This window comes from Singulisphaera sp. GP187 (genome assembly GCF_900129635.1).
Lineage (GTDB): Bacteria > Planctomycetota > Planctomycetia > Isosphaerales > Isosphaeraceae > Singulisphaera.
On record NZ_FSRB01000001.1, the window covers coordinates 1,363,405 to 1,383,748 of the forward strand.

Annotated in this window: 13 protein-coding genes; 6 read left to right on the top strand and 7 right to left on the bottom strand. The window is 64.3% G+C overall.

Annotated features, from left to right (window positions below; genetic code table 11):
• Window positions 1–78: 78 nt before the first annotated feature.
• The 6 genes from BUS42_RS05315 to BUS42_RS05345 all read right to left on the bottom strand — a co-directional run bounded on the left by BUS42_RS05315 (window position 79) and on the right by BUS42_RS05345 (window position 6,162).
• Entirely contained in the window at window positions 79–483 is a 405-nt protein-coding gene (locus tag BUS42_RS05315) for a BlaI/MecI/CopY family transcriptional regulator (RefSeq protein WP_074305882.1), read from the bottom strand.
• Window positions 484–1,227: 744 nt separating this feature from the next.
• The gene (locus tag BUS42_RS05325; protein WP_074305886.1) at window positions 1,228–2,100 is read right to left on the bottom strand and encodes an SDR family oxidoreductase; all 873 of its coding nucleotides are present in this window, start codon (window positions 2,098–2,100) and stop codon (window positions 1,228–1,230) included.
• On the bottom strand, window positions 2,097–2,564 hold the full coding sequence (gene ruvX, locus BUS42_RS05330) for a Holliday junction resolvase RuvX (protein ID WP_074305888.1): 468 nt from the start codon (window positions 2,562–2,564) through the stop codon (window positions 2,097–2,099). The genes BUS42_RS05325 and ruvX overlap by 4 nt, the downstream gene beginning before the upstream one ends.
• Before the next feature lie 108 nt (window positions 2,565–2,672).
• The gene (locus tag BUS42_RS05335; protein ID WP_074305890.1) at window positions 2,673–3,752 is read right to left on the bottom strand and encodes a mannose-1-phosphate guanylyltransferase; all 1,080 of its coding nucleotides are present in this window, start codon (window positions 3,750–3,752) and stop codon (window positions 2,673–2,675) included.
• A gap of 93 nt (window positions 3,753–3,845) precedes the next feature.
• On the bottom strand, window positions 3,846–5,276 hold the full coding sequence (locus BUS42_RS05340; RefSeq protein WP_074305892.1) for a UTP--glucose-1-phosphate uridylyltransferase: 1,431 nt from the start codon (window positions 5,274–5,276) through the stop codon (window positions 3,846–3,848).
• A gap of 88 nt (window positions 5,277–5,364) precedes the next feature.
• Window positions 5,365–6,162, bottom strand: a complete 798-nt coding sequence (locus BUS42_RS05345) for an MBL fold metallo-hydrolase (protein ID WP_074305894.1) — start codon at window positions 6,160–6,162, stop codon at window positions 5,365–5,367.
• 275 nt (window positions 6,163–6,437) lie between these two features.
• On the opposite strand from BUS42_RS05345, the gene secA reads away from it, so the two are divergent.
• The 5 genes from secA to BUS42_RS05375 all read left to right on the top strand — a co-directional run bounded on the left by secA (window position 6,438) and on the right by BUS42_RS05375 (window position 18,139).
• Entirely contained in the window at window positions 6,438–10,058 is a 3,621-nt protein-coding gene (gene secA, locus BUS42_RS05350; protein ID WP_074305896.1) for a preprotein translocase subunit SecA, read from the top strand.
• 315 nt (window positions 10,059–10,373) lie between these two features.
• The gene (locus BUS42_RS05355) at window positions 10,374–11,681 is read left to right on the top strand and encodes a 3-deoxy-D-manno-octulosonic acid transferase (RefSeq protein WP_074305899.1); all 1,308 of its coding nucleotides are present in this window, start codon (window positions 10,374–10,376) and stop codon (window positions 11,679–11,681) included.
• A 128-nt stretch (window positions 11,682–11,809) separates the two neighbouring features.
• A complete protein-coding gene (locus BUS42_RS05360) occupies window positions 11,810–12,205 on the top strand; it encodes a DUF3467 domain-containing protein (protein ID WP_254053322.1) in 396 nt (131 codons plus the stop codon).
• Window positions 12,206–12,767: 562 nt separating this feature from the next.
• The gene (locus BUS42_RS44265; protein WP_216821008.1) at window positions 12,768–17,381 is read left to right on the top strand and encodes a type VII secretion-associated serine protease mycosin; all 4,614 of its coding nucleotides are present in this window, start codon (window positions 12,768–12,770) and stop codon (window positions 17,379–17,381) included.
• Window positions 17,382–17,728: 347 nt separating this feature from the next.
• Complete coding sequence (locus tag BUS42_RS05375) at window positions 17,729–18,139, top strand: bleomycin resistance family protein (protein ID WP_074305904.1); 411 nt, start codon at window positions 17,729–17,731, stop codon at window positions 18,137–18,139.
• Between the two features lie 62 nt (window positions 18,140–18,201).
• On the opposite strand, the gene BUS42_RS05380 is transcribed toward BUS42_RS05375, so the two are convergent.
• The gene (locus tag BUS42_RS05380; protein ID WP_074310722.1) at window positions 18,202–18,768 is read right to left on the bottom strand and encodes a DUF309 domain-containing protein; all 567 of its coding nucleotides are present in this window, start codon (window positions 18,766–18,768) and stop codon (window positions 18,202–18,204) included.
• A 146-nt stretch (window positions 18,769–18,914) separates the two neighbouring features.
• Between BUS42_RS05380 and BUS42_RS05385 the strand changes: the two genes are divergently transcribed.
• A complete protein-coding gene (locus BUS42_RS05385; protein WP_074305906.1) occupies window positions 18,915–20,321 on the top strand; it encodes an alkaline phosphatase family protein in 1,407 nt (468 codons plus the stop codon).
• The last annotated feature ends 23 nt before the right edge of the window (window positions 20,322–20,344 follow it).

A 20,344-nucleotide genomic window follows, 5' to 3' on the forward strand; every position in this document is an offset into this window, starting at 1 on the left:
TCTCCCATGGAGTTGGCATATGCGATCATGACTTCCATCATCACCACGTCCTCCCGTCGGAAACGAGACCTGGGCAAGCTATACGTCACCGCGCTTCTTCAACGACTCTTTCTTTGCGTCGATGAGCTTCTGGAGCGAGTCGAGGTCGGCTTCGCTCAGCGGAGTCCGCTCGACCATATGGACCAAGAGCGGGCCCGTCATGCCCTCGACGGCATTCGTCATCAAGGTGTCGGCGGCGGCTTGTAGCGTCGAAAGTGGCGTCTGGGCCGGCCGATAGACGAACCCGTTGCCAACCTGGGTGGTCGACACGTACCCCTTGTCAACCAGCCGCTTGAGGAGCGTCTTGACGGTGGCCGGCGTCCAGGAATGCTGCTCGCCGGCGATCGTGTAGACCTCACGGGCCATCGCCTTCCGCAACTCCCAGACGATCTTCATGACCTTCCATTCCGCCTTGGATAGATCCTTCCGCTCCGCGGGACTCATCGGTCCGCCTCTTGATTCGCCGGGCCTGTATTCAGAAATGCCAACGCTTGCAAACCATCGATGGTTTACCACCCCACTGAGAACCGTAATCGGATCGCGTACGTTTGTCAACGATCAGGCGCATCGAATCAGTCCGGCGAAGCTCGCACTCCCGAGGGACGCGAAGTCCTCCCGGCGCGAGGGTTCATTGCAGCCTCCGCGAGGCTGCAATGCGTGCTTCACTTTTTTCTGGCTCTCAAGAGTGGGAGGACGGCTCTCGAAGCTCGCCCTGGCTCCAGCGGCGGGCGAGGGCGGCGGCGGCCGGACGGGAGGGCGGGGTCGGCGGCGTGGCGGACGGCGGCGGCCATGCAGGCGTGGCGGACGCTCGCGGAGTCACGGCCGCCGTGAATTTAAAGGGGTCAGGATCCGATATCGCGATATCTGATCTTGGAGAATGGTACGAGGATAAGGATTCTGTGCAGTAATTTTCAGGCTCCTGTACACTGTTTTTGCGACGAAAACCAGTGTACGCCCGCTCTTGACCTCGTGCCATTCTTGTTAGGACATGTTTCCGCCTCGGCCACTTGTCGAAACCTGAACTGACACTGAGTCTACTCCACGCGCCAAGGTTCCTTGTCTGGAGTTTCTTTCGGTCGAGGGCGTGGAGCGGCTACATCAGTATGTCGCCCGTGCCCCTGTCGAGCTCGAGATCTGGCAGGGAGCGCTGGCCGATCGGTGGGAGGCGCTGTAGTCGATACTCCCACCTCATCCGGAGGCGGCGATGGCCGCGGGCACTCCGCTCTGGATATCGGGGAAGGTCAGCTCCACCTGGAGCTCGGTACGGATCCGGCGATTGGAGATCCGCTTGTTCGACTCTTCGCGCGCCGCCGCCGGGTTGTCCGGGATCAAGGCTTCGAACCGAGGCGGGGCCAGTCCCAGCAAGGTCGCGACAAGGCGGTAGAATTCCTGGCGTTCGACGGGGCGATCGTCGCTCACGTGGTAGATTCGGCCGGGTGCGCCTCGGTCGAGGGTGGCGACCGCCAGGTTGGCGGCGTCGTCGATGTGGATCAGGTTGAGGAACTTGGTCGGGTCGCCGGCGATCGGCTCGTTTCGTTCGAGGGTCGCCTTGCGCGGAAGCCGCTGGGGGCCGTAGAGACCGGAGCAGCGGATCACGACCGGATTCAGACCGCGCCCCGGGCCGAGATGTCGCGCGACCGCCTCGGCTTCGAGGCAGACGCGGCCGGATTCGTGGGCCGGCTCGGCCGGGTCGTCCTCGGTGATCCAGCCGCCGTCGTTACGGCCGTAGACGCCCGTGGAACTCACGTAGACGAGCTGGCCGGCGGTCCCTGGGGCGTGCTCGAGAAAGTTACGGAGCCCCTCGACATAGACCGATCGCATCGAGTCGGCGCCCGAGCGGTCGAAGCCGACGCAGTACAGTACGCGGTCGACAACGGGCAAGTCCGCCAGCGAGTCGGGCGCGAGTACGTTCGCGATCACCGGTTCGATGTCCGCGCTCAGTAGGCTCGCTGCCCGAGCGGTGGAGCGAACCGTGCCGTAGACGGTCTCGCCACGGGCCGCCAGGATCTTGCCAACGCGTTGGCCAAGATAGCCGCAGCCGACGATCAGGGTACGGCTCAAGACTCCTCCTCAATCGGGTCGGCCAGTGGCGCGGCGGGCAGCTCGGTTTCGGGACAGCCGGCGTCGAGATAGTTCTGGAGCAGGATCTGTGCGGCGAGCATGTCGCGATAGCCTTTGCGTTTGTGCCGCTTCATGCCGATCGCGATCAGGGCATCTTCCGCTTCGGATGAGGTGTAACGTTCGTCGTGGTAGATGACCGGTAGGCCCGTCAGGTTGGCGAGCCAGGTGCCGAAGGTTCGCGCTTTCGAGGCCGATGTGCCCTCGCGTCCCCCGGTGTGGAGGGGGAGCCCGATCACGATCCGATCGACCTCGTGCTCGCTGACCAGGTGCTTATAGTGGCGCGCGTCTTGCGCCTGGTCGGTCCGCTCGTGGACTTCGAGCGGCGTGGCGATCATTCGCCTCGGGTCGCTGACCGCGGCGCCGACCCGCTTGGTACCGAAATCGAGGCCAAGAATCCGCGGCATGACCGACTCCAAGCACGAGGAACGACGTTGCACCGAACAGGCCGAGCCTCGTGCTGGCATGACTGGTTTTTCAACCCAACGACTCAGGGAGAGCAGGGAAGTCAGAACTCAAAGCAAGGTGCCGAAACCGCCGTTTTCGAGGCCTTCGACGAGCGCTTTGAGTTTATCGAGCTGGTCTTTTCGGGCGACCAGGGTGGCGCCTCCGGACTGGACGATCACCAGGTCGTCGACCCCCAACGTCGCGATGACCCCCCCATCATCGGAGACGATGATGCTGCCGGTCGTGTCGTTGGCGAAGACTTTCCCCTGGGTTGTGTTTCCGTTGGCGTCGGACGGGACGAGGGCCGTGAGGGCACGCCAGTCGCCGACGTCGTTCCAGTCGTAGACGACTTCGAGGACCCGGACGTTCGTCGCCTGCTCCATGACGGCCTTGTCGATCGGCACTTTCTCCATCAGCGGGTATTCGCGGGCGACGGTCGCTTCCTCTTCGGGCGTGCCGAGCACCTGGCCGACGCGGTCGAGAGCCGCGGCGAGGACCGGGCGATGGACCTGTAAGGCGTCGAGGATGGCGCGAGCGCGCCAGACGAAGATGCCCGAGTTCCAGGCGAACCGGCCTTCGGCGAGGAACCGCTCGGCGGTGGCCCGGTCGGGCTTTTCGCGGAACTGGGCCACCCGATGGAGCGCAATTCCATTCTTGGAGGGGAGGGCTTCGCCGCGTTCGATGTACCCGTAGCCGGTCTCGGGGTGCGTCGGCTTGATGCCGAAGGTGACGAATGCCGACGGGTCGGCGTCGATCACCGAGACGGCTGCGTTGACCGTCGCCAGGAATTTTTCGCGAGGCTCGATCACGTGGTCGGCCGGCATGACGATCATCGTGCCGTCGGCATCTTTGCGGGCGACGATCTCAGCGGCCAGCCCGACGCAGGGGCCGGTGTCGCGTGGACAGGGTTCGGCCACCACGTTCTCGGGGGGAAGCTGGGGCAACTGCGCACGGACCGCGTCGGCCTGGTCACTGCCGGTAATAATCAGGGTCCGCTCGGGTGTGACCAAGGGGGCGATCCGGGCGACGGTCTGCTGGAGCATCGTCGCGTCCCCATAGAGGCGGAGCAACTGTTTGGGGCGGTTGCGTCGGCTCTTGGGCCAGAATCGGGTCCCACTTCCTCCGGCCATGACCACAGCGTGAAGCATCGCGACTCCGTTCTCCTTGGGTGCTCGACGGACAGTCCCACGAAACAGCGCAAGTGACGGCGCGTCTTCGCCGTCACCCACCAGGCTTGACGACTATCGCAGATAGAGCGGGCCGTCGATGACCAGACCCGAACTGACCTTCGCTTTCAGTTCCTCGGCGTCGAGGGCGAACAAGGGGCTGACCTCGATTCCGAACGGGACCGAGCCGTCGTTGCGCCGGGGGACCCGGACTCCGGAACTCTCGAGCCAACCGGCGAACAGGTCGCTCATCCGCTGGCGGACCGTGGCCGGCGAATCGGGCCCCGTGGCGTTCTTCAAGGGCTCAAACTCGACCGCGCGATCGGTCTCGACCAAGGTCCAGCGCCTCGCCTGGGGGAGCGCGTCGAAAATGAACCGCTCGAATTTGACCGCGTTCGGCGCTTCCGGTTGCACGAGTTCGCCCGCCTCGTTGACGAACGAAACCTTCTTGATGGCGCGATGGAACGGGAGTTGATGACCGCCGTTGTCCACCAACCGCTCGATGAACTCTCGTTCGAGGATGTGAACGGCAATGCTCCCGGCCCAGAGCGCGAGGCTTCCGTCCGGCTCGCGGCGTTCCGCCAGCTCGGTCGGGAGGTCGGAATATTCGATGACTTGCGGACGCCCTTCCACGCGAACCACGACGCCCACCTTCTCGTCGGGAGCGACCTTCTCGATCACCTTGAACGAGAGTTCGGCATCGGCTTCGCGGTGCAGGCCGAGGAACGCGGGGTCGGCGATTTGCACCAGCGGGTTGTCGACCTGAAAGTAGAAGAGGGTCCGGATCCCGCGCTCGCGGAGCTCGTCCAGGCAGCTTGGCGCCCCGTCCGCGGGGCGGGCGGCCAGGGCGGCCAGGGTGCCGCCGTGGCCGTCGGGGCTCAAGGCCAGATGTCCCTTGGAGGCGAGCAGGATTTTGCCGTCGGTTTGATCGACGGCGGGCAACTGCCCTTGGACGAAGAAGCGGACGTGTTCGAGACCGAAGTTGTCGTGCTCCTTGAAAAAGAGCGCGGTGGCCTCGTGGTTCTCGGGGCTCGTCATGATGTAGAGCGGCAACGGCTTGCCGTGGCGGCGGCCCATCGCGACGATCTTCTCGGCATGAATCTGGAACAGACTCGCGCCCGAGACGGATCCGATCGCATATGTTCCCTTGGGGCCTTCAAATCCGAGCCGGGTCCCCGATCCGCCGGCCACGATCACGACGCCGACTTCACCGGCGGCCAAGGCGTTGGCGCCAATCTCGGCCACATGCCGGCGCGCCACGCGTTCCCCGTCCGTCTTCGGGAGCCTGAACACCTCGATCGGCTCAACCTGGTCGGGAGGGGTGGCTGGCGGTTGATCCGCTCTGACCATCTGCGCGATCAGCGTGTCAATCTGATCCAAATCGAGGCGTTCGATCTCTGAGACGAGGTCGGCCTGCTCGGTTGGCCCGAGGTCGTCCCACCACCTCAGCAAGGAGTCCTGCCCGTGCCGTGCCAGGCGTTCGACGAGCGATCGATCTGGGGCCATTTCGCGCCAAACTCCCAAACGGCCACACGGTTTCTGGCCGACCCTCAACAGTGTGTGGGGCGGACGAAGTTTCGGTGGCACCTTTTTCTCAGAACTCCAAAGTCAGCCCATCGTAGGCCAAAGCGACTTTGGGGGGCAAGGTCGACTCGGTCGGTCCGTGATCGAAGCCGTGCGAGAGGTGGGTCAGGAAGGTTCGTCCCGGTCGCAGCCGTTCCACCACGCCGAGCGCCTGCTCGAGACAGAAGTGAGTCGGGTGCGGCTCGTGCCTCAAGGCGTCCAGGATTAACGTGTCGAGTCCTTCGAGCAACGGCCAACTTGCGTCGGGGATCCGGCTCACATCGGTGCAATAGGCCAGGTTACCGATCCGAAATCCGAGGACCCGGAACCGGCCGTGCTCGAGACGGAGCGGGATCACTTCTTGGCCCAGGACCTGAAACGGGATCCCGGGCGCGACCCGCTCGAACTGGAGTTTGGGGACATAGCCCGGCGGCAGTGCCGTGGCCTTCTCGACAAACGCGTAATGGAAGACGGTGCGGATGCTCTCCTCGGTCTCGGCCTCGCAGTAGACCGGCACCGGACCCCCCAGATACTTCGGGAAGAGCCGGGCATCGTCGAGTCCGAAGAGATGATCGGCGTGATTGTGGGTGTACGCGATCGCATCGACTTTGCGAATCTTTTCGCGGAGCAGTTGGAGCCGCATCTCCGGCGTGGTGTCGATCAAGAGGTTCCCGAGCGGGAACGAGAGCAGGACGCTGGGGCGCGTCCGTTGATTGCGCGGGTCGTCAGACGTACAGACCGCGCAATCGCACCCAAAAACTGGTACGCCTGTCGATGTGCCGCTGCCGAGAAACACAAGCCGTCGCGGGGCCGTCGCCAAATGCTCCACCGATCTGATACCTCCCAAGGGGTCTCCGTCGTCGTCCCGAAGCAGGTGCGGCCCATTGTACGGAGGTTGGCACCAGGGTTCGACATCAGTATGGGCCTGAACCGGCGAACTCGTTGGCGAAATCTTCCCGATTCAGTGTCCCTTGAACGGTAAGACCTCCGCGTAATGACGCAGATTGCGTCGATGTTGACGGTGTTCTTGGGCTGATGTAAGATCGGCACTACACTTGACTTATTGCGACTATTCCGAATCCACGGCGCAAGGCGAACTTGGCAATGGAACTGCTTAGCGAATTTTGGGATAAGACGACCGACGCGTTCTCCGCGATGTCCGAGGGGGTTTCGGAGGGGCTGATCCGGCTCTTCGGTAACTCCAACGAGCGGCAAATCCGCCGGATGCGCCCGATCGTGAGTCGGATCAACGAGATGGAGCCTGCCATGAAGGCTCTCTCGGACGCCGACCTGCGCGCCAAGACCGACGAGTTCCGCCAGCGTCTTTCCAAGGGAGAGACGCTCGACGCGCTCTTGCCCGAAGCGTTCGCCGCCTGCCGGGAGTCGGGAACTCGCTATCTCAAGATGCGGCACTACGACGTCCAGCTGATGGGCGCGATGGTGCTCCACGGCGGCAATATCGCCGAAATGGTCACCGGCGAAGGGAAGACCCTGGTCGCCACCCTGGCGGCCTATCTGAACGCCCTTGAGGGGCGTGGGGTCCACGTCGTCACCGTCAACGATTATCTCGCGCGCCGCGACGCGGAGTGGATGACCCCCCTGTTCAGCGGCCTGGGCATGACCGTCGGCGCGATCCAGTCGGATATGGATGCCGAGGAGCGGCAGCGGATCTACGGCTGCGACGTGACTTACGGCACCAACAACGAATTCGGCTTCGACTACCTCCGCGACAACATGAAGCCCACCAAGGAGCTTCAGTCACAAGGGCCGCTCCACTACGCGATCATCGACGAAGTGGACAGCATCCTCATCGATGAAGCGCGAACCCCGCTCATCATCTCGGGGCCGGCGTTTGATGATGTCCGCAAGTACGCCGAGGCCGATCGGATTGCCCGCCTCTTGCGGAAGGATGCCCACTTCGAGGTCAAGGAGAAGGAGCGGACCTGTCACCTCAATGACGACGGGATCCGTGAGGCTGAGCGCATCGCCGGCATCGAGAGTTTTTATACGCCCGGCAACATGGAGTGGCCGCATCTGATCGACAACTCGCTCAAGGCGCACCACCTCTACAAACGCGACCGCGACTACGTCGAGATGAACGGCGAGATCGTCATCGTCGACGAATTCACCGGTCGGTTGATGACCGGTCGCCAGTGGTCGGATGGCCTGCACCAGGCCGTCGAGGCCAAGGAACGGGTCAAGATCAAGGAAGAGAACCAGACGCTCGCCACGATCACGTTGCAGAACTTCTTCAAGCTCTACAAGAAGCTCTCCGGCATGACCGGCACGGCCATGACCGAGGCGAACGAGTTCTACAAGGTTTATCACCTCGACGTCGTCGCGATCCCGACGAACCGGGCGCTGACCCGGGACTCCTACTCGGACGTCATCTATCGATCCGACTCCGAGAAGTTCGGGGCGATCCTCAAGGAAATTCGCGAGATCCACGCGAAGGGGCGGCCGATCCTGGTCGGGACGACCTCGATCGAGAAGTCGGAAGAGCTCGCCGACATGCTGCGCCGGCATGGGATCGAGCATCAGGTCCTCAACGCCAAGTATCACGAGCGCGAGGCTGAGATCGTGGCGCAGGCCGGTCGGAAGGGGGCGGTGACCATCGCCACCAACATGGCCGGCCGTGGTACCGACATCATTCTGGGCGGCAACCCCGAGTTCATGGCCTGGGCCGATTTGAAGCGGCTCAACGACGAGGACGGGCGGCCGCTCTACCCGACGCGCCTCGAAGTCGCGCCCGAAACTTGGGCCGAAGCCGTGAACAAATACGAACCGGTGATGAAGGCCGAAGGCCGCGAGGTCGCCGGTCTCGGAGGCCTGCATATCATCGGCACCGAGCGGCACGAGAGCCGTCGAATCGACAACCAGCTTCGCGGTCGCGCGGGACGCCAAGGCGACCCCGGCTCGTCGCGGTTCTTCCTCTCGCTCGAAGACGACCTGATGCGGAAGTTTGCCGGCGAGTGGGTTTCGGCCGTTCTTACCCGACTCGGGATGGAAGAAGGCGAGGCCATCGAGAGCCGGCTCGTGTCCCGGCGGATCGAAGGGGCCCAAAAGAAGGTTGAGGAGCGGAACTTCGACTCCCGGAAGAACCTGCTCGAGTACGACGAGGTCATGGACGAACAGCGCAAGCGGATCTACTCGTTCCGCCAGCGGCTGCTCGACGGGAACCCCGCCAAGGATTCGATCCTCGACATGATCGACAACCAGGTCCATGACGCGGCCGATCGGTTCCTGGCCGACGACTATGGGACGTCGAGCTTCGCGGAGTGGGCCGGGCAGCGGCTCGGTGTCGAGCTGAACGCTCGCGACTTCAAAGGGGCGACCTTTGAGGATGCCAAGGAAGAGGCGATCCGCCAGGCCGAACGGCAAGTCGTGGATCTGATTCGTGAGGCGGTCGAGGAAAACCTTCCGGCCGATGCCGAGCCGGCCGACTGGACCTGGCAGTCGCTCACCGCCTGGTTCAATGCGCGTTACGGCCTGACTCTCAAAGATAAGGATCTCAAGAAGTTCGCGCATTACGACCGGGACGAATTCGAGTTCGACCGGGACGCGCTCGAGGAGTTTCTGGCGGAGAAGGCCGCGGGGACGATCCACGCACTCGACCTGACCCCGGCCCGCGAATTTCTCGAGGAGGACTGGGGGCGCCGCTCGTTGGCGGGATGGCTCCACCACAAGTTTGGTCTGGCCATCGATCCGGCGGAGTGGGCGGGACAGCCCAAACCGAAGATCGTCGCCCAGGTGGTGGCTCAATCCCGCGAACTCTACGGCCAAAAAGAAGCGGAGTTCCCGGTCCGGGTCGGACTGACCCGCTACCTCGCGGAGCGTTCGCAGAGCCAGAGCCCGCGTTACGACCGTGAAGGGCTGGCGGAGTGGGCGTCGGAACGGTTCCGGACGACCATCGACGCCGAAGAGTTGCGACCGATGTTGCGCCCCGAGATCGAGGAGCTCTTGATCGGCGTGGCGCGCAAGCACTATCCGGGAGCCCGGCTCGCCAAGGAGCTGGAACAACGGATCGACGCCGCCTATGGCCCTGTGCCCGCCGTGGGCAAGCCCGCGAGCCCGCCCGATTCCAAGGCGGTGGCCGAGCTCGCGGCCTGGGCGCGGCAAGAGCTCGGGGTCGAGAAGACCGCTTCGGAGCTCGCGACGCTGACCCGTGAGGACGCTCGGCTCTCACTTGTCAACGCGCTCGATGCTCGGCATCGCCCTGAGATGCGGGAGATGGAAAAGGTGCTCGTGCTCCAGATTCTCGACTCGAGCTGGATGGAGCACCTCCGGGCGATGGATCACCTGCGGAGCTCGGTCGGCCTGCAAGGGTACGCGCAAATCGACCCCAAGGTCGAGTACAAGCGTGAAGGTATGAAGATTTTTGCGGAGATGTGGAACGGGATCTCCGACAAGGTGACCGACCTGATCTTCCGGGTCGAGCAGTTCGACCCCGACTTCCTCTCTTACCTGGGGAATCGCTGGCAGTTGGATCGAGCCCAGTCGATCCACCAGTCGGCCCCCTCCGAGCTCGCGGCGACGCCCGCCTCGGGGGTTCGCGCCCAGCAAGACGCCGCCATTGCCGCCAGCCAGCAATCGACGGAGAAGAAGCCGGAGCCGGTCCGCAACGTTGGCAAAAAAGTCGGTCGGAACGACCCTTGTCCCTGCGGCTCGGGTAAAAAATTCAAAGCTTGCCACATGCGGAACGAGGCAACGACCGATCCTTTCTAAGCGTCGATGAGGACGCGTCGATGAGGGATCCCACTTGGCTCGAACGCCTCACCAGTGACCTGGCGAGGTGTTCGGGCCGAGACTCTTGGGGCCAAGACAACGCATGTCGCCTCAGGGGCAGAAGTTGGAGAACGGGGCAGGGCATCGAGCCAGCAATGTTCGCGGCTCGGAGGATGGCGCTGGCTCGGAACGATTGGCCGAGACAGCCGACTTTACGGTCGTCTGGCCCGCGGCTGGGCACGCCACTTGCACTCTCGTAAGTTTTCGGCCAGTCGCGTCGCTGTCCGTATCGTGGTAAGGGAAAGGATTCCCCCCATGCCGCTTGTGCTGAACGTGCTCTACCTGGCCATTCTTCTGGCTTGCTCGCCGATCTTGCTGCTTCGCGCGTTTCGCGCGGGCAAGTATCGCGAGGGGTGGGCCGAGAAGGTCCTCGGGAGGGCACCGCTCCGGATCGGTGACGGTCCCTGCCTCTGGTTCCACGCGGTCAGCGTCGGTGAGGTGTTGCTGCTAAAGCCGATCGTTGAGGAACTGGCGCGACGGCGGCCGGGATGGGACGTGGTGATCTCGACCACGACGAACACCGGATTGGCCGTGGCCCGTCGGGCGTTCCCCGACCTGGTCACTTTCTACGCGCCGCTCGACTTTAGCTGGGCCACTCGTCAGGCGCTGACGCGGGTCCGGCCGACGGTACTCGCCCTGGTGGAGCTCGAGCTTTGGCCGAACCTCGTGTGGGCGGCGAAGCAGGCCGGAGCGCGGGTGGCGATTGTCAACGGCCGTCTGAGCCATCGCAGTCATCGCGGCTACCGACGATTCCGCGGGCCGCTCGGACCGACACTCCGCCGACTCGACACGGTCGCCGTTCAAAATGATGAGTATGCGGAGCGGTTCGAGGATCTGGGCATCCCGCGCCAGCGGATACGGGTCACCGGCTCCATCAAGTATGACGGCCTGGAGACCGACCGGAACAATTCGCAGACCCTGACGCTTCGGAGAGAACTCGGGCTCTCGGCGTCCGACCTGGTGTTTGTGGCGGGGAGCACGATGGAGGGGGAGGAGGCGGCCGCGCTCGCCGCTTACCGGGCCGCCCGGTTGCGGCACCCGCGGCTTCGCTTGGTGATTGTCCCTCGGCACGCCGAGCGGTTTGAAAAGGTTGCCGGATGGCTCAGGCAACTCGGCGAACCCGTGTTGCAGCGGAGCCAGTCGCATGTCCCGAGGTCGAAGCTCGACCCGCCGCCGGTCATCCTCGTCGATTCCATGGGGGAACTGTCGGCGATCTGGGGCCTGGCCGACGTGGCGTTCGTCGGGGGCAGCCTGCTTCCCGGCCGTGGCGGGCAGAACATGATGGAGCCGGTCGCGTTCGGTTCCTCCGTGTTGTTCGGCCGCTACACCGCGAACTTCCGCGAAACCGTCGAGCAATTGCTCGCGCGGGGCGGTGCCCGCCAGGTCGCCGACGCGGCCGAACTGGCCGAGGCTTTGATCACCGATCTGGACGATCCGGAAACTGCCGCCGTCCGCGGTGCGGCGGGGCGCGCCTACGTTTTGGCCCAGTACGGCGCATCGACCCGGACGCTCGTCGAGCTCGATCGGCTCGTGGAATCACCGTTGCTTGGAAAGACCGCTTGAAGTCAAGCGGGGCCTGACGGAAAAGTCGGGGTGGGTCCTCCACGTCTGGTTGTGGGACCCGCATCGCTATGGTACGCTCGGTTCCCTTCGCCGTCTCGGTGGGGATCAACCTGAAACGGGAGAACGACATGAGTGAAAAAGACGTGCCCGAAGGGGCGGTTGCCTCGCAACAGCCGAATCAGCAAGTGACCACCGAAGTGGTCGTCGACGATTCGGGAACGTTACCGTCGTACTCGAATTTTTGCAGGGTCACGGCGACGCCGGAAGAAGTGATTCTGGATTTCGGCTTGAATCCTCAGCCGTTCGCGACCGGGCGGCAGGACGTTAAGGCGAACCAGCGGATCGTGATGAACTTCTACACGGCCAAGCGTCTTCTGACCGCTCTCGGAATGACGATTCAGCGCCACGAGCAGACCTTCGGCGCGATTGAGCTCGACGTTCGACGCCGGGCGGGCTCCGCTCAGCAGCAGTTTGCGCAGAGCCAGGGCCGGCCTCCGGGTGGTCCCCAAGGGGTCGTTGAGTAAGCCGTTCCTGGTTCTCGTTCACTTGCTCTCCCGATCGATCGCCTGCGCCCTCATCAACGCTCCGTGACCTTTGATCGGGAACGGAGTCCCCGATTTCTCGCGTCCCATCGGGTTTCCGAGGGCCAAGAGATTCGGGATGAGGGCGTTCTTGTTTTTTCCGCATCTCCGCTCCGCGGACACTTCTTCTCCCTCGCCTTCCTCGCCATTCCGGTCGGTGCTCTTCGCACTCCTTGCTGACGAAACCTCCCCCTCTATCCCCAGACGCTCGTGGTCGATCGTGATCCGCGCAGGCCGGCGGTGGCGTATCTGACCTCGCGGCCGCAGGGCCGAAACAGTCCTTGCCAACGATTCCACCGTCAAGATCAGATCTTTCGTTGAGTTCCGAATCGGATTTAGCCGATTCATGATCGTAATGGCAGTCCGCGCATGCCGGTTCGACCGGTTGCCGGGTTTGCCTCGGGTTCGACTCAACCGCCAGCGACGGTCGCACCGATACCGTAGTCTGCCGGGCATCTCGGCCTCGGTCCAGGACGGACCGTGTCCAGCCTAAGGAGAGAATGGAATGTCTCAGCCATCCCGACCGCAGGCGCGAGGCCCAGCGCAGCGGCGTCGCCGAAGTTTTCAGGTGGACCAGGTGGCTCTCCTCGAGGAGAAGTGCCTTCTCGCTCCCGTCGTGACCGTCGCCCCTCCCGTGGTGAATTTCACGCCTGCGACCACGCCGACTAATGCGTTCCTGGGTACCGTGCAGGTCACTTCCCCCACCACCACGACGTCGACTTTCCCCTCGGCGGCACCGGTGACCTCGGTGTCCCTCCTGACGCCGAACACCTCGTTCGGTGGCGATATCGTCCGCATCGAGGCGGGCCCCGGCGGCGATTTCGGCCGTGGGGTGTACGCCATTTCGCGAGGCTCAGGTGAGAACACGGGCGCTGTCAATCGTCCCGGTGTCATCTACCGAGTCGATCCGGCCACCGGCAAGTCGTCGGTCTTCTTCGACTTGAACACGGTTCTGAGCCAACTCGAGACCAACGGCAACGCCTCGAACTCCGTCGGAGCGTCCTCGGGTCTCGTAAACTGGTACGACATCGCGTTCGACCCCGAGGGCTACTTCGACGGTCGCCCCTCAATGTTCGTCAGCAGCGTCGATCGCTCTGACCCCAACAAGAACGTGATCTACCGGATCGCCCCGGACGGCACGTTCATGGGGGCGTTCGCCTCGCTGACCGACGGCTTGCAGAATCTCAGCTTCGTCATCAATCCGAGTGCGATCGTGGTTCCGCCGGTCGAGGACCAGACGTTCCTCCGAGGCCTGATCTCGGGAAGCGGGATGGCGGCGTCGCAGACGTCGGCCGCCGGCGGGGGAACCACGTTCGCCGGACTCTTCTTCGATGCGAACAGCTATTCACCCGGCCAGAACCTCAGCAACGGCACGCTGCCTCAGGGCGTCTCGCAGACCGGCTTTACCCTCGGCCCCCAGGTGGGCCTGACGGCAGCCAACGCGGATTACCTCTCCCGGGTCTATGACGTCTTCACCGACTTCGGCACTGCTGCCGCCGGTGGCATTCCCGCGCGGACCGGTGTCAGCGGTGTTCAGGGCATCAGCGGCGATCTCCTGATCTCGCCCCCCGCCTCGGCGGCGACGACCGCCACTCTGCCCCCCGACCAGTTGGCGCTCGTTTCAACGAACTTCCGCCGGTTCGAGGACGTCGCGTTCGATCAGTACGGCTACTTCTCACAAGGCTTCCCGATCGCCGCGGCCACGAACACGACCTCGACCGGGGCGACGCTCAACACGATCGGCTCGCCGGTCAGCGCGGGCAACCTGTTCGTGGCCGATCTCGGGACCGGCCTGTTCTTGGACACGAAATCGATTGCCACGACCACGGCCCCGATCACACCTGCGACCGATGTCCGGATTCCGATCCAGGGGTCGGGAGCGGTCGGTTTGACCATTGACGCCAACGGGAACATTACCCCGACGGTGACCAATGGCAATACCACCGGTGGCAGTAACATCGGTGGCCGGATCGTGCGGATTACGCCGGGGGGGGTGATGACCACCTTCGCCCAAGGCTTCCACACCTCAGGCGCCCAGGATTCGAGTAGCTTCATCAACTCGAGCCTGAGCATCACCTTCTCGGCGGACGGCACGACGCTGTATGCGTCCGACGACGATGGGATCTGGCAGTTCAAGACGACGACCAGCCTGGCCGGTTCGACCAGCGGCTCGATCATCGGTTTGAACGACCTCAAGACCCTCGGTGTGCCCTACGATGGGCAGGATAGCGCCGTCGCCGTCGTGGACACGGGCGTCGACGCCCTTTCCCCACCGTTCCGCGGTCGCGTCGCGGCCGGCACCAACGTCGTCACCAACGGGTTCGGTAACACCGATACCGCGACGATCACTTCGGCGACCACCACCGGTGGTGGCGGGACCGGTGGTGGCACGGGCGGTACGGGTAACGGGAACAACACCACCTCGATCACGTCGGACGGCCACGGCACGCTCGTCGCGGGAGTGGTCGCTCAGTTCGTTCCTCAGGCGACGATCCTCCCGGTCAACGTCTTCTACCCCTTCGTCAGCTTCAGAAGTCAGACCTCCACGGGTGGCGGTGGCGGTACTGGTGGCACCGGCGGCACCGGCGGCACCGGTGGTACCGGCGGAAATCAGCGATCGGTCAGTGTGGCGTCGAACGCGCTGACGACGACCGACGCGGTTTACCAGGGAACGGCCTACGTCGCCAAGCATCCGTTCGTCAACGACCCGGTTCGGCCGAACAAGGCCGATCGCGTGGTGGCGTCGGTCTACGGCTTCGGCACGACCGAAACGTTCTCGAGCGAAGGCACGGCCTATCGGCGATACCCGCAGATGGTGATCGCCTTCAAGAACCAGTTGAAGAAGTTCCGGGCGTTGGGGATCGCCCCCATCGGAGCCGCGGGTCAGTTCGGAGCTCCGTTCCAGGCCGGGACCGGCAGCACGAGCGGCGGCACCGGCTCCGGCAACGGCGGGACGACCGTCGGTGGTTCGGGTACGGGCGGACCGGGAGGCTTGGGAACCAACAACGCCGAGAACCGCAACGACGGCGACGTCCAGGGGATGGCGTTCCCAGCCATCCTCAACGAGGTGGTGTCGGTGACCGGCACGATTCCGTTCCCCTACGCCACGGGGCCCGGTCAAACCCCCGTCGATCCCACGATCGGACCGTTCCAAACCGCGCTCAACTTCACACCCGCGACGATCTTCCAAGAAGGCGTCACGATTGGCGGCTTCGGGATCACCGGGACGAGCACGGGGAACAACGCCAACGGCAACCCCCCGATCACCCAATTGACCGCCGGTGATATCGGGATCTACAGTGACCGGATCCTCGCTTCGGTCAACCGGAGCACGACCACCGACTTCGCGGCCCCCGCCATCGACGTGCCGACCTTCCGCAGGCGGATCGTCCTGGTGGGTGGCTCGGGAAGCGGGTCCACCACCACCACGACCACCTCGACCGTGGGAACCGGTGGCCAGACGGTTGACCCGAATAACCATCTCACGTTCGTCGGGGCGGGGACCTCGCTCTCCGCGGCGATCGTCGGTGGATCGTTCGCCACGGTCGCCTCGGCGCTCGACTACTGGTCGAACCTGGCTTCGAACGGGGCCACCTCCGACGCCTATCTCACTCAGCCGGTGGGCGCGCGAACCCTGAACTTCGGGAACCACGCCCTCGACGACCTGTCAGCCTACAATAATCCGGACGGGATCAATGCGATTCTCGCATGGACCTCGGTCCCCGTTCTCGATGCCAACGACCAGATGGGCAGCGCGAATCCGCCCTATCTGATCGGAAGCCCCAACTTCCGGCAGTTCGCGCGGATCGATATCGGCAACGCGATCGCGGCGATCGAGGGCGAGGTCGCGATCAACTATCTGCTCGACCACAACATCTTCCCGATCATCGACGCCAACAAGAACGGCAATATCACTCCCCAGGAGATCCAGACCTTCGTCGACTCATCGGCGGCGATGGGCTTGCCCGAGGCCGGAGCCATGGCTCGGCTCTTGGGTGGAACCTCGCGAATTCCCCAGACCGGTGCCCAGAGCACGCTCTTCGGCGAACAACCCGATCAGCCCGACGTGCTTCAGCGCCGGTTTAACTTCTTCGACTACGCGGCCGACGGTCAGCTCAACGGTGGGATCACCCTCGACCAGCTCAAGATGCTGTCCAAGACGCTGCTGCCGAAGCCGGACGCGTTCACGATCACTGATCGCCAGCGGGCATCGGCCAACGGGTTCTTGCTCGACCCGACCGCGACCCGGAACTTCAAGGACTTGCAACACATTCTGCCGAAGTTCCAGTTCGTTCCCAAGTCGGCCCTCGTCAAGTACCGGAACATCTCCCCGGCGCGGTTCAAGGTCAACCGCCTGGTGCCCGGCATTGACTCGATCATGAGCCAGTTCCCGGTCTACACCCTCTTCAATGGCGGCAGCCGAGTCCAGCAGCCTTCGACCCCGACCCCCACGCCAACTGCGACGCCGACACCGACTCCAACAGCCACGCAGACCCCGACCCCAACACCGACTTCGACCCCGACCGGCACGCCGACCACGGGAGGAACGACGACCCCGACTCCAACCTCGACTGATCAGTCGCAGGCGATTCTCGACGCCCTCAAGAAGCTTGCGGGTGGCTCCACGGCCGCGATCGGTACGCCGAACACCGTGGGTAACCTGACGCCACTCCCTGAGGCTACGCCGACTGTGCCAACCGGATCGGCCGCGACGCCGCCGGCCGACACCACCACAACGCCAACCGCCACCCCGACGCCGACCCCGACGCCGACCCCGACGCCGACCCCGACGCCGACGCCGACGGATAAGGCGGCCACGACGGTGAACGCGAACGCGACCTCAACCGCTACGCCGACCCCGACCCCGACCCCGACCCCGACCCCGACCCCGACCCCGACGCCGACGCCGACTCCGACACCCACGACGTCGACCGAACTCTCGACGCCGACGCCGATCACCACGACGACTTCGACGACAACCTCGACGACGGCTCAGAGTGGTGGTGGACAGGTTCCCGTGGGGGTGAATGTCGTTCGCAAGAAGACGACGGTCACGCCCAATAAGAGCAACAACGTCTTCGATAAGATCTATGATGGTGTCAAGAAGATCTTCAAATGATCGGTCGAAGGTCTGAGACCTGATCGGTGACACACGGCCGGCCGTGCCTTCCCTCGAAGGCACGGCCGGTTCGCGTTTCCGTCCCGCCCCGAGCCGTCCCGAAGTCGCTGGTTCGGGATTGGTTCGAGCGCAAGCGCACGGGTCGTCATCCGATGGGATGCAAGGGCCGAAGTTCAATCCGGCAGGCGAAACGATCGCCGTTTCGCGGCGATCGAGATTCCGTTTGAATTTGAATTGCCTGTACAAACGTTGACAAGCGGCCACTCGCTGGTTTCAATTCAGAGACCCGACACGGTTCCGTCCATGTGGCCGGGGGTGCCGGGTTTCCTCTCCCCCAGGAGACGTCCATGCACGCCCAAGGCCTCACGCCGATCCTGAACGTCTCGGACATCGTTGCGAGCTTCGTCTGGTTTGAAGCACTTGGCTGGAAGAAGAAGTGGGACTGGGGCGATCCGCCAACCTTCGGGGCCGTCGGCTCTGGAGTGTGCGAGATCTTCCTATGTCAGGGGGCGCAGGGTGGGCGCGGCAACGGTGGCGTGAAATCCACCTTCGGCCCTGAAGGCGATGTGACGGCCGACAAGGGCGTCTGGATGTCGATCTGGGTCGACGACGTGGACGCGATTCACCAGCATTGCCTCAACCAGGCCCTTGACGTCGCTTGGCCGCCTACCGATATGCCGTGGGGCGTCCGCGAGATGCACCTGCGTCACCCGGACGGGCATGTCTTCAGGATCAGCCGGGGGATCGGCGGTCATTGAAGAAAGGACGGCCATGGAGGAATCGGGCTAGCGGGCATGCGCACGTACCGACTCCGGGTCGATCAGTCGCCTGATTCATACCAGGTATTGTCGTGGAGCGAGCTGCAGTGGCGCGGTTCAATACGGAAGGCGAACACGCGAACGACCCGGTCTGCGCGCGAGCCGGAGTCGGAGGGAGGATCGTCGGCGATCTGATCGGCCCTCAGTGCAAGTTCACCAAGGTTGAGACCGAGCTGGGTTTGCCCGGCCAGAAGTTGAGTCGACCGGAAGAGGGCAGCGGCGCGGCGAGCATGGGTCACGATGCCTCCGGGCTGTTGTTCTCGAACCTTGACTCCCGCGGCGGCGAGTTTGATCAGGCCACGGAGGATGTCCGCCGTCGTTCCTTTCCGCCCATGAGCATGCCAGAGCCCTTCCCAGGCTTCGTGCGCTTCCCAGTAATAACCGGCGTTGAACAGGGCGATTCCGCGAAGGTAAGCGGGCGAGCGGTCCCACGCCTCGGCCACGATCGGTGGCTCCGGTGGATGAGTACGGCCCGCCGAGTGTCCCTGGGGTGAACTCGTCGGGTGCGGCCAAGGTCCCTTCGGGACGTAGGTATAGGGGGGGAAGGCCTCATTGTCACCGGCAACCATCGCGCTCATCTCCCTGGGCATATTTCGGGCTCGCTGGCTTCAATGTTAAACTCTTCCCTGGTTCCCGCGCAGGCCACCCGGAGTGATCACGCGGTCGGCGTTCGGCGAAGCTCCTGGGTTGGCAAACTCTCGATTGAGTGGAAGCCTTGCGTACACCTGCCCTTGCCCCTCTCGTCTTGATCAACGCCGTGGGTTTGACCGGCCGGCTGCTCGCGCACGCGCCTCGGCTCCATGCCCTGGCCGAGGCGGGATGGCACCGGTCGCTTCGTGAAGTGGTGCCGGCCGTGACTTGCACGGCCCAGGCGAGCCTGCTGACCGGGCTTCCGCCCTCGGGCCATGGCATTGTTGGCAACGGCTGGCTCTTCCGCGAAACCGGAGAAGTCCGGTTTTGGCAGCAGTCGAACGCCTTGATTCAAGCCGAGCCGCTGTATCAGACCGCGGCACGCCTGGCCCGCGCGGCCGGCCGGTCCTTTCGAGCCGCCCAACTCTTCTGGTGGTTCAACCAAGGCGCGGCCGTCGAGATCAGCGTGACCCCGAAGCCGCACTACGGCGCGGACGGCAATAAGGCGTTTGGCATCACCGGCACCCCCGACGGACTGACCGAGCAACTCGAACGGGAACTCGGCCCATTCCCGTTCCGAACTTTCTGGGGACCAGGGGCCGGCCTCCCGTGCACCGATTGGATCGCGCGCTGCGCCGCTTCGCTCCTGAAGTCGGCGCCGCCTGATCTCAGCCTGGTCTATCTCCCCCACCTCGACTATGAACCGCAACGTCAGGGACCCACGAACTCGGACATGACCCGGCTGGTCGGGGAGCTCGACGCGGCCTGTATTCCGTTGTTGGATGCCGCGCGTCAGGTGGGAGCGCGAGTTTGGGTCGTCAGCGAGTATGGCCACTGCGACGTCTCGCGTCCGATCCTGATCAATCGCCTGCTCCGCAAGGCCGGTCTCTTGGTGGCGCGTGACGGACCGTTCGGCGAAGTGCTCGAGACCTTCCAGAGCCGTGCGTTTGCGGTCTGCGACCACCAACTGGCCCATATCTACGTGCGCGACGTCCAGGACATCGAGCGGGTCCGCGACCTCCTGCTCGGCCAACCGGGGGTGGCCCAGGTCCTGGCCGGCGAGTCGCGCCGCGAGTGGGGGCTGGACCATCCCCGGTCGGGGGAGCTCATCGCCCTGTCCGACCCGGATGCCTGGTTCGCTTACCCGTACTGGCTCGACGATCGCCGGGCCCCCGACTTTGCCAGGACGGTCGATATTCATCGCAAGCCGGGCTACGATCCGTGCGAGCTCTTCTTCGATCCCGCGCTCCGATGGCCGCAAGGGCGAGCGATGCTCCGCCTGGCACAGAAAAAGCTAGGTTTCCGCACCCTTTTCGATCTGATTCCGCTCGACGCGAACCTCGTTCGAGGGAGCCATGGCCTGCGCGCCGCGACCCGGGAGGACCGGCCGATCCTGATCGGCGATGGTCCGGCACCCTCGGCCAACGAGACGATTGAGATGGTCGATGCGCACGGCCTTTTGCTCCGCGCTCTCGTTCCCGAGGCGGGGTGATGCCGGCTTCGTCTCGCGGAACT

Excerpts from the sequence above, each read along its gene's own strand:
- BUS42_RS44265 (WP_216821008.1), top strand. The coding sequence starts at position 12,768 with ATGTCTCAGCCATCCCGACCGCAGGCGCGAGGCCCAGCGCAGCGGCGT.
- BUS42_RS05360 (WP_254053322.1), top strand. The coding sequence starts at position 11,810 with ATGAGTGAAAAAGACGTGCCCGAAGGGGCGGTTGCCTCGCAACAGCCG.
- secA (WP_074305896.1), top strand. The coding sequence starts at position 6,438 with ATGGAACTGCTTAGCGAATTTTGGGATAAGACGACCGACGCGTTCTCC.
- BUS42_RS05375 (WP_074305904.1), top strand. The coding sequence starts at position 17,729 with ATGCACGCCCAAGGCCTCACGCCGATCCTGAACGTCTCGGACATCGTT.
- ruvX (WP_074305888.1), bottom strand. The coding sequence starts at position 2,564 with ATGCCGCGGATTCTTGGCCTCGATTTCGGTACCAAGCGGGTCGGCGCC.
- BUS42_RS05340 (WP_074305892.1), bottom strand. The coding sequence starts at position 5,276 with ATGGCCCCAGATCGATCGCTCGTCGAACGCCTGGCACGGCACGGGCAG.
- BUS42_RS05315 (WP_074305882.1), bottom strand. The coding sequence starts at position 483 with ATGAGTCCCGCGGAGCGGAAGGATCTATCCAAGGCGGAATGGAAGGTC.
- BUS42_RS05355 (WP_074305899.1), top strand. The coding sequence starts at position 10,374 with ATGCCGCTTGTGCTGAACGTGCTCTACCTGGCCATTCTTCTGGCTTGC.
- BUS42_RS05335 (WP_074305890.1), bottom strand. The coding sequence starts at position 3,752 with ATGCTTCACGCTGTGGTCATGGCCGGAGGAAGTGGGACCCGATTCTGG.
- BUS42_RS05380 (WP_074310722.1), bottom strand. The coding sequence starts at position 18,768 with ATGGTTGCCGGTGACAATGAGGCCTTCCCCCCCTATACCTACGTCCCG.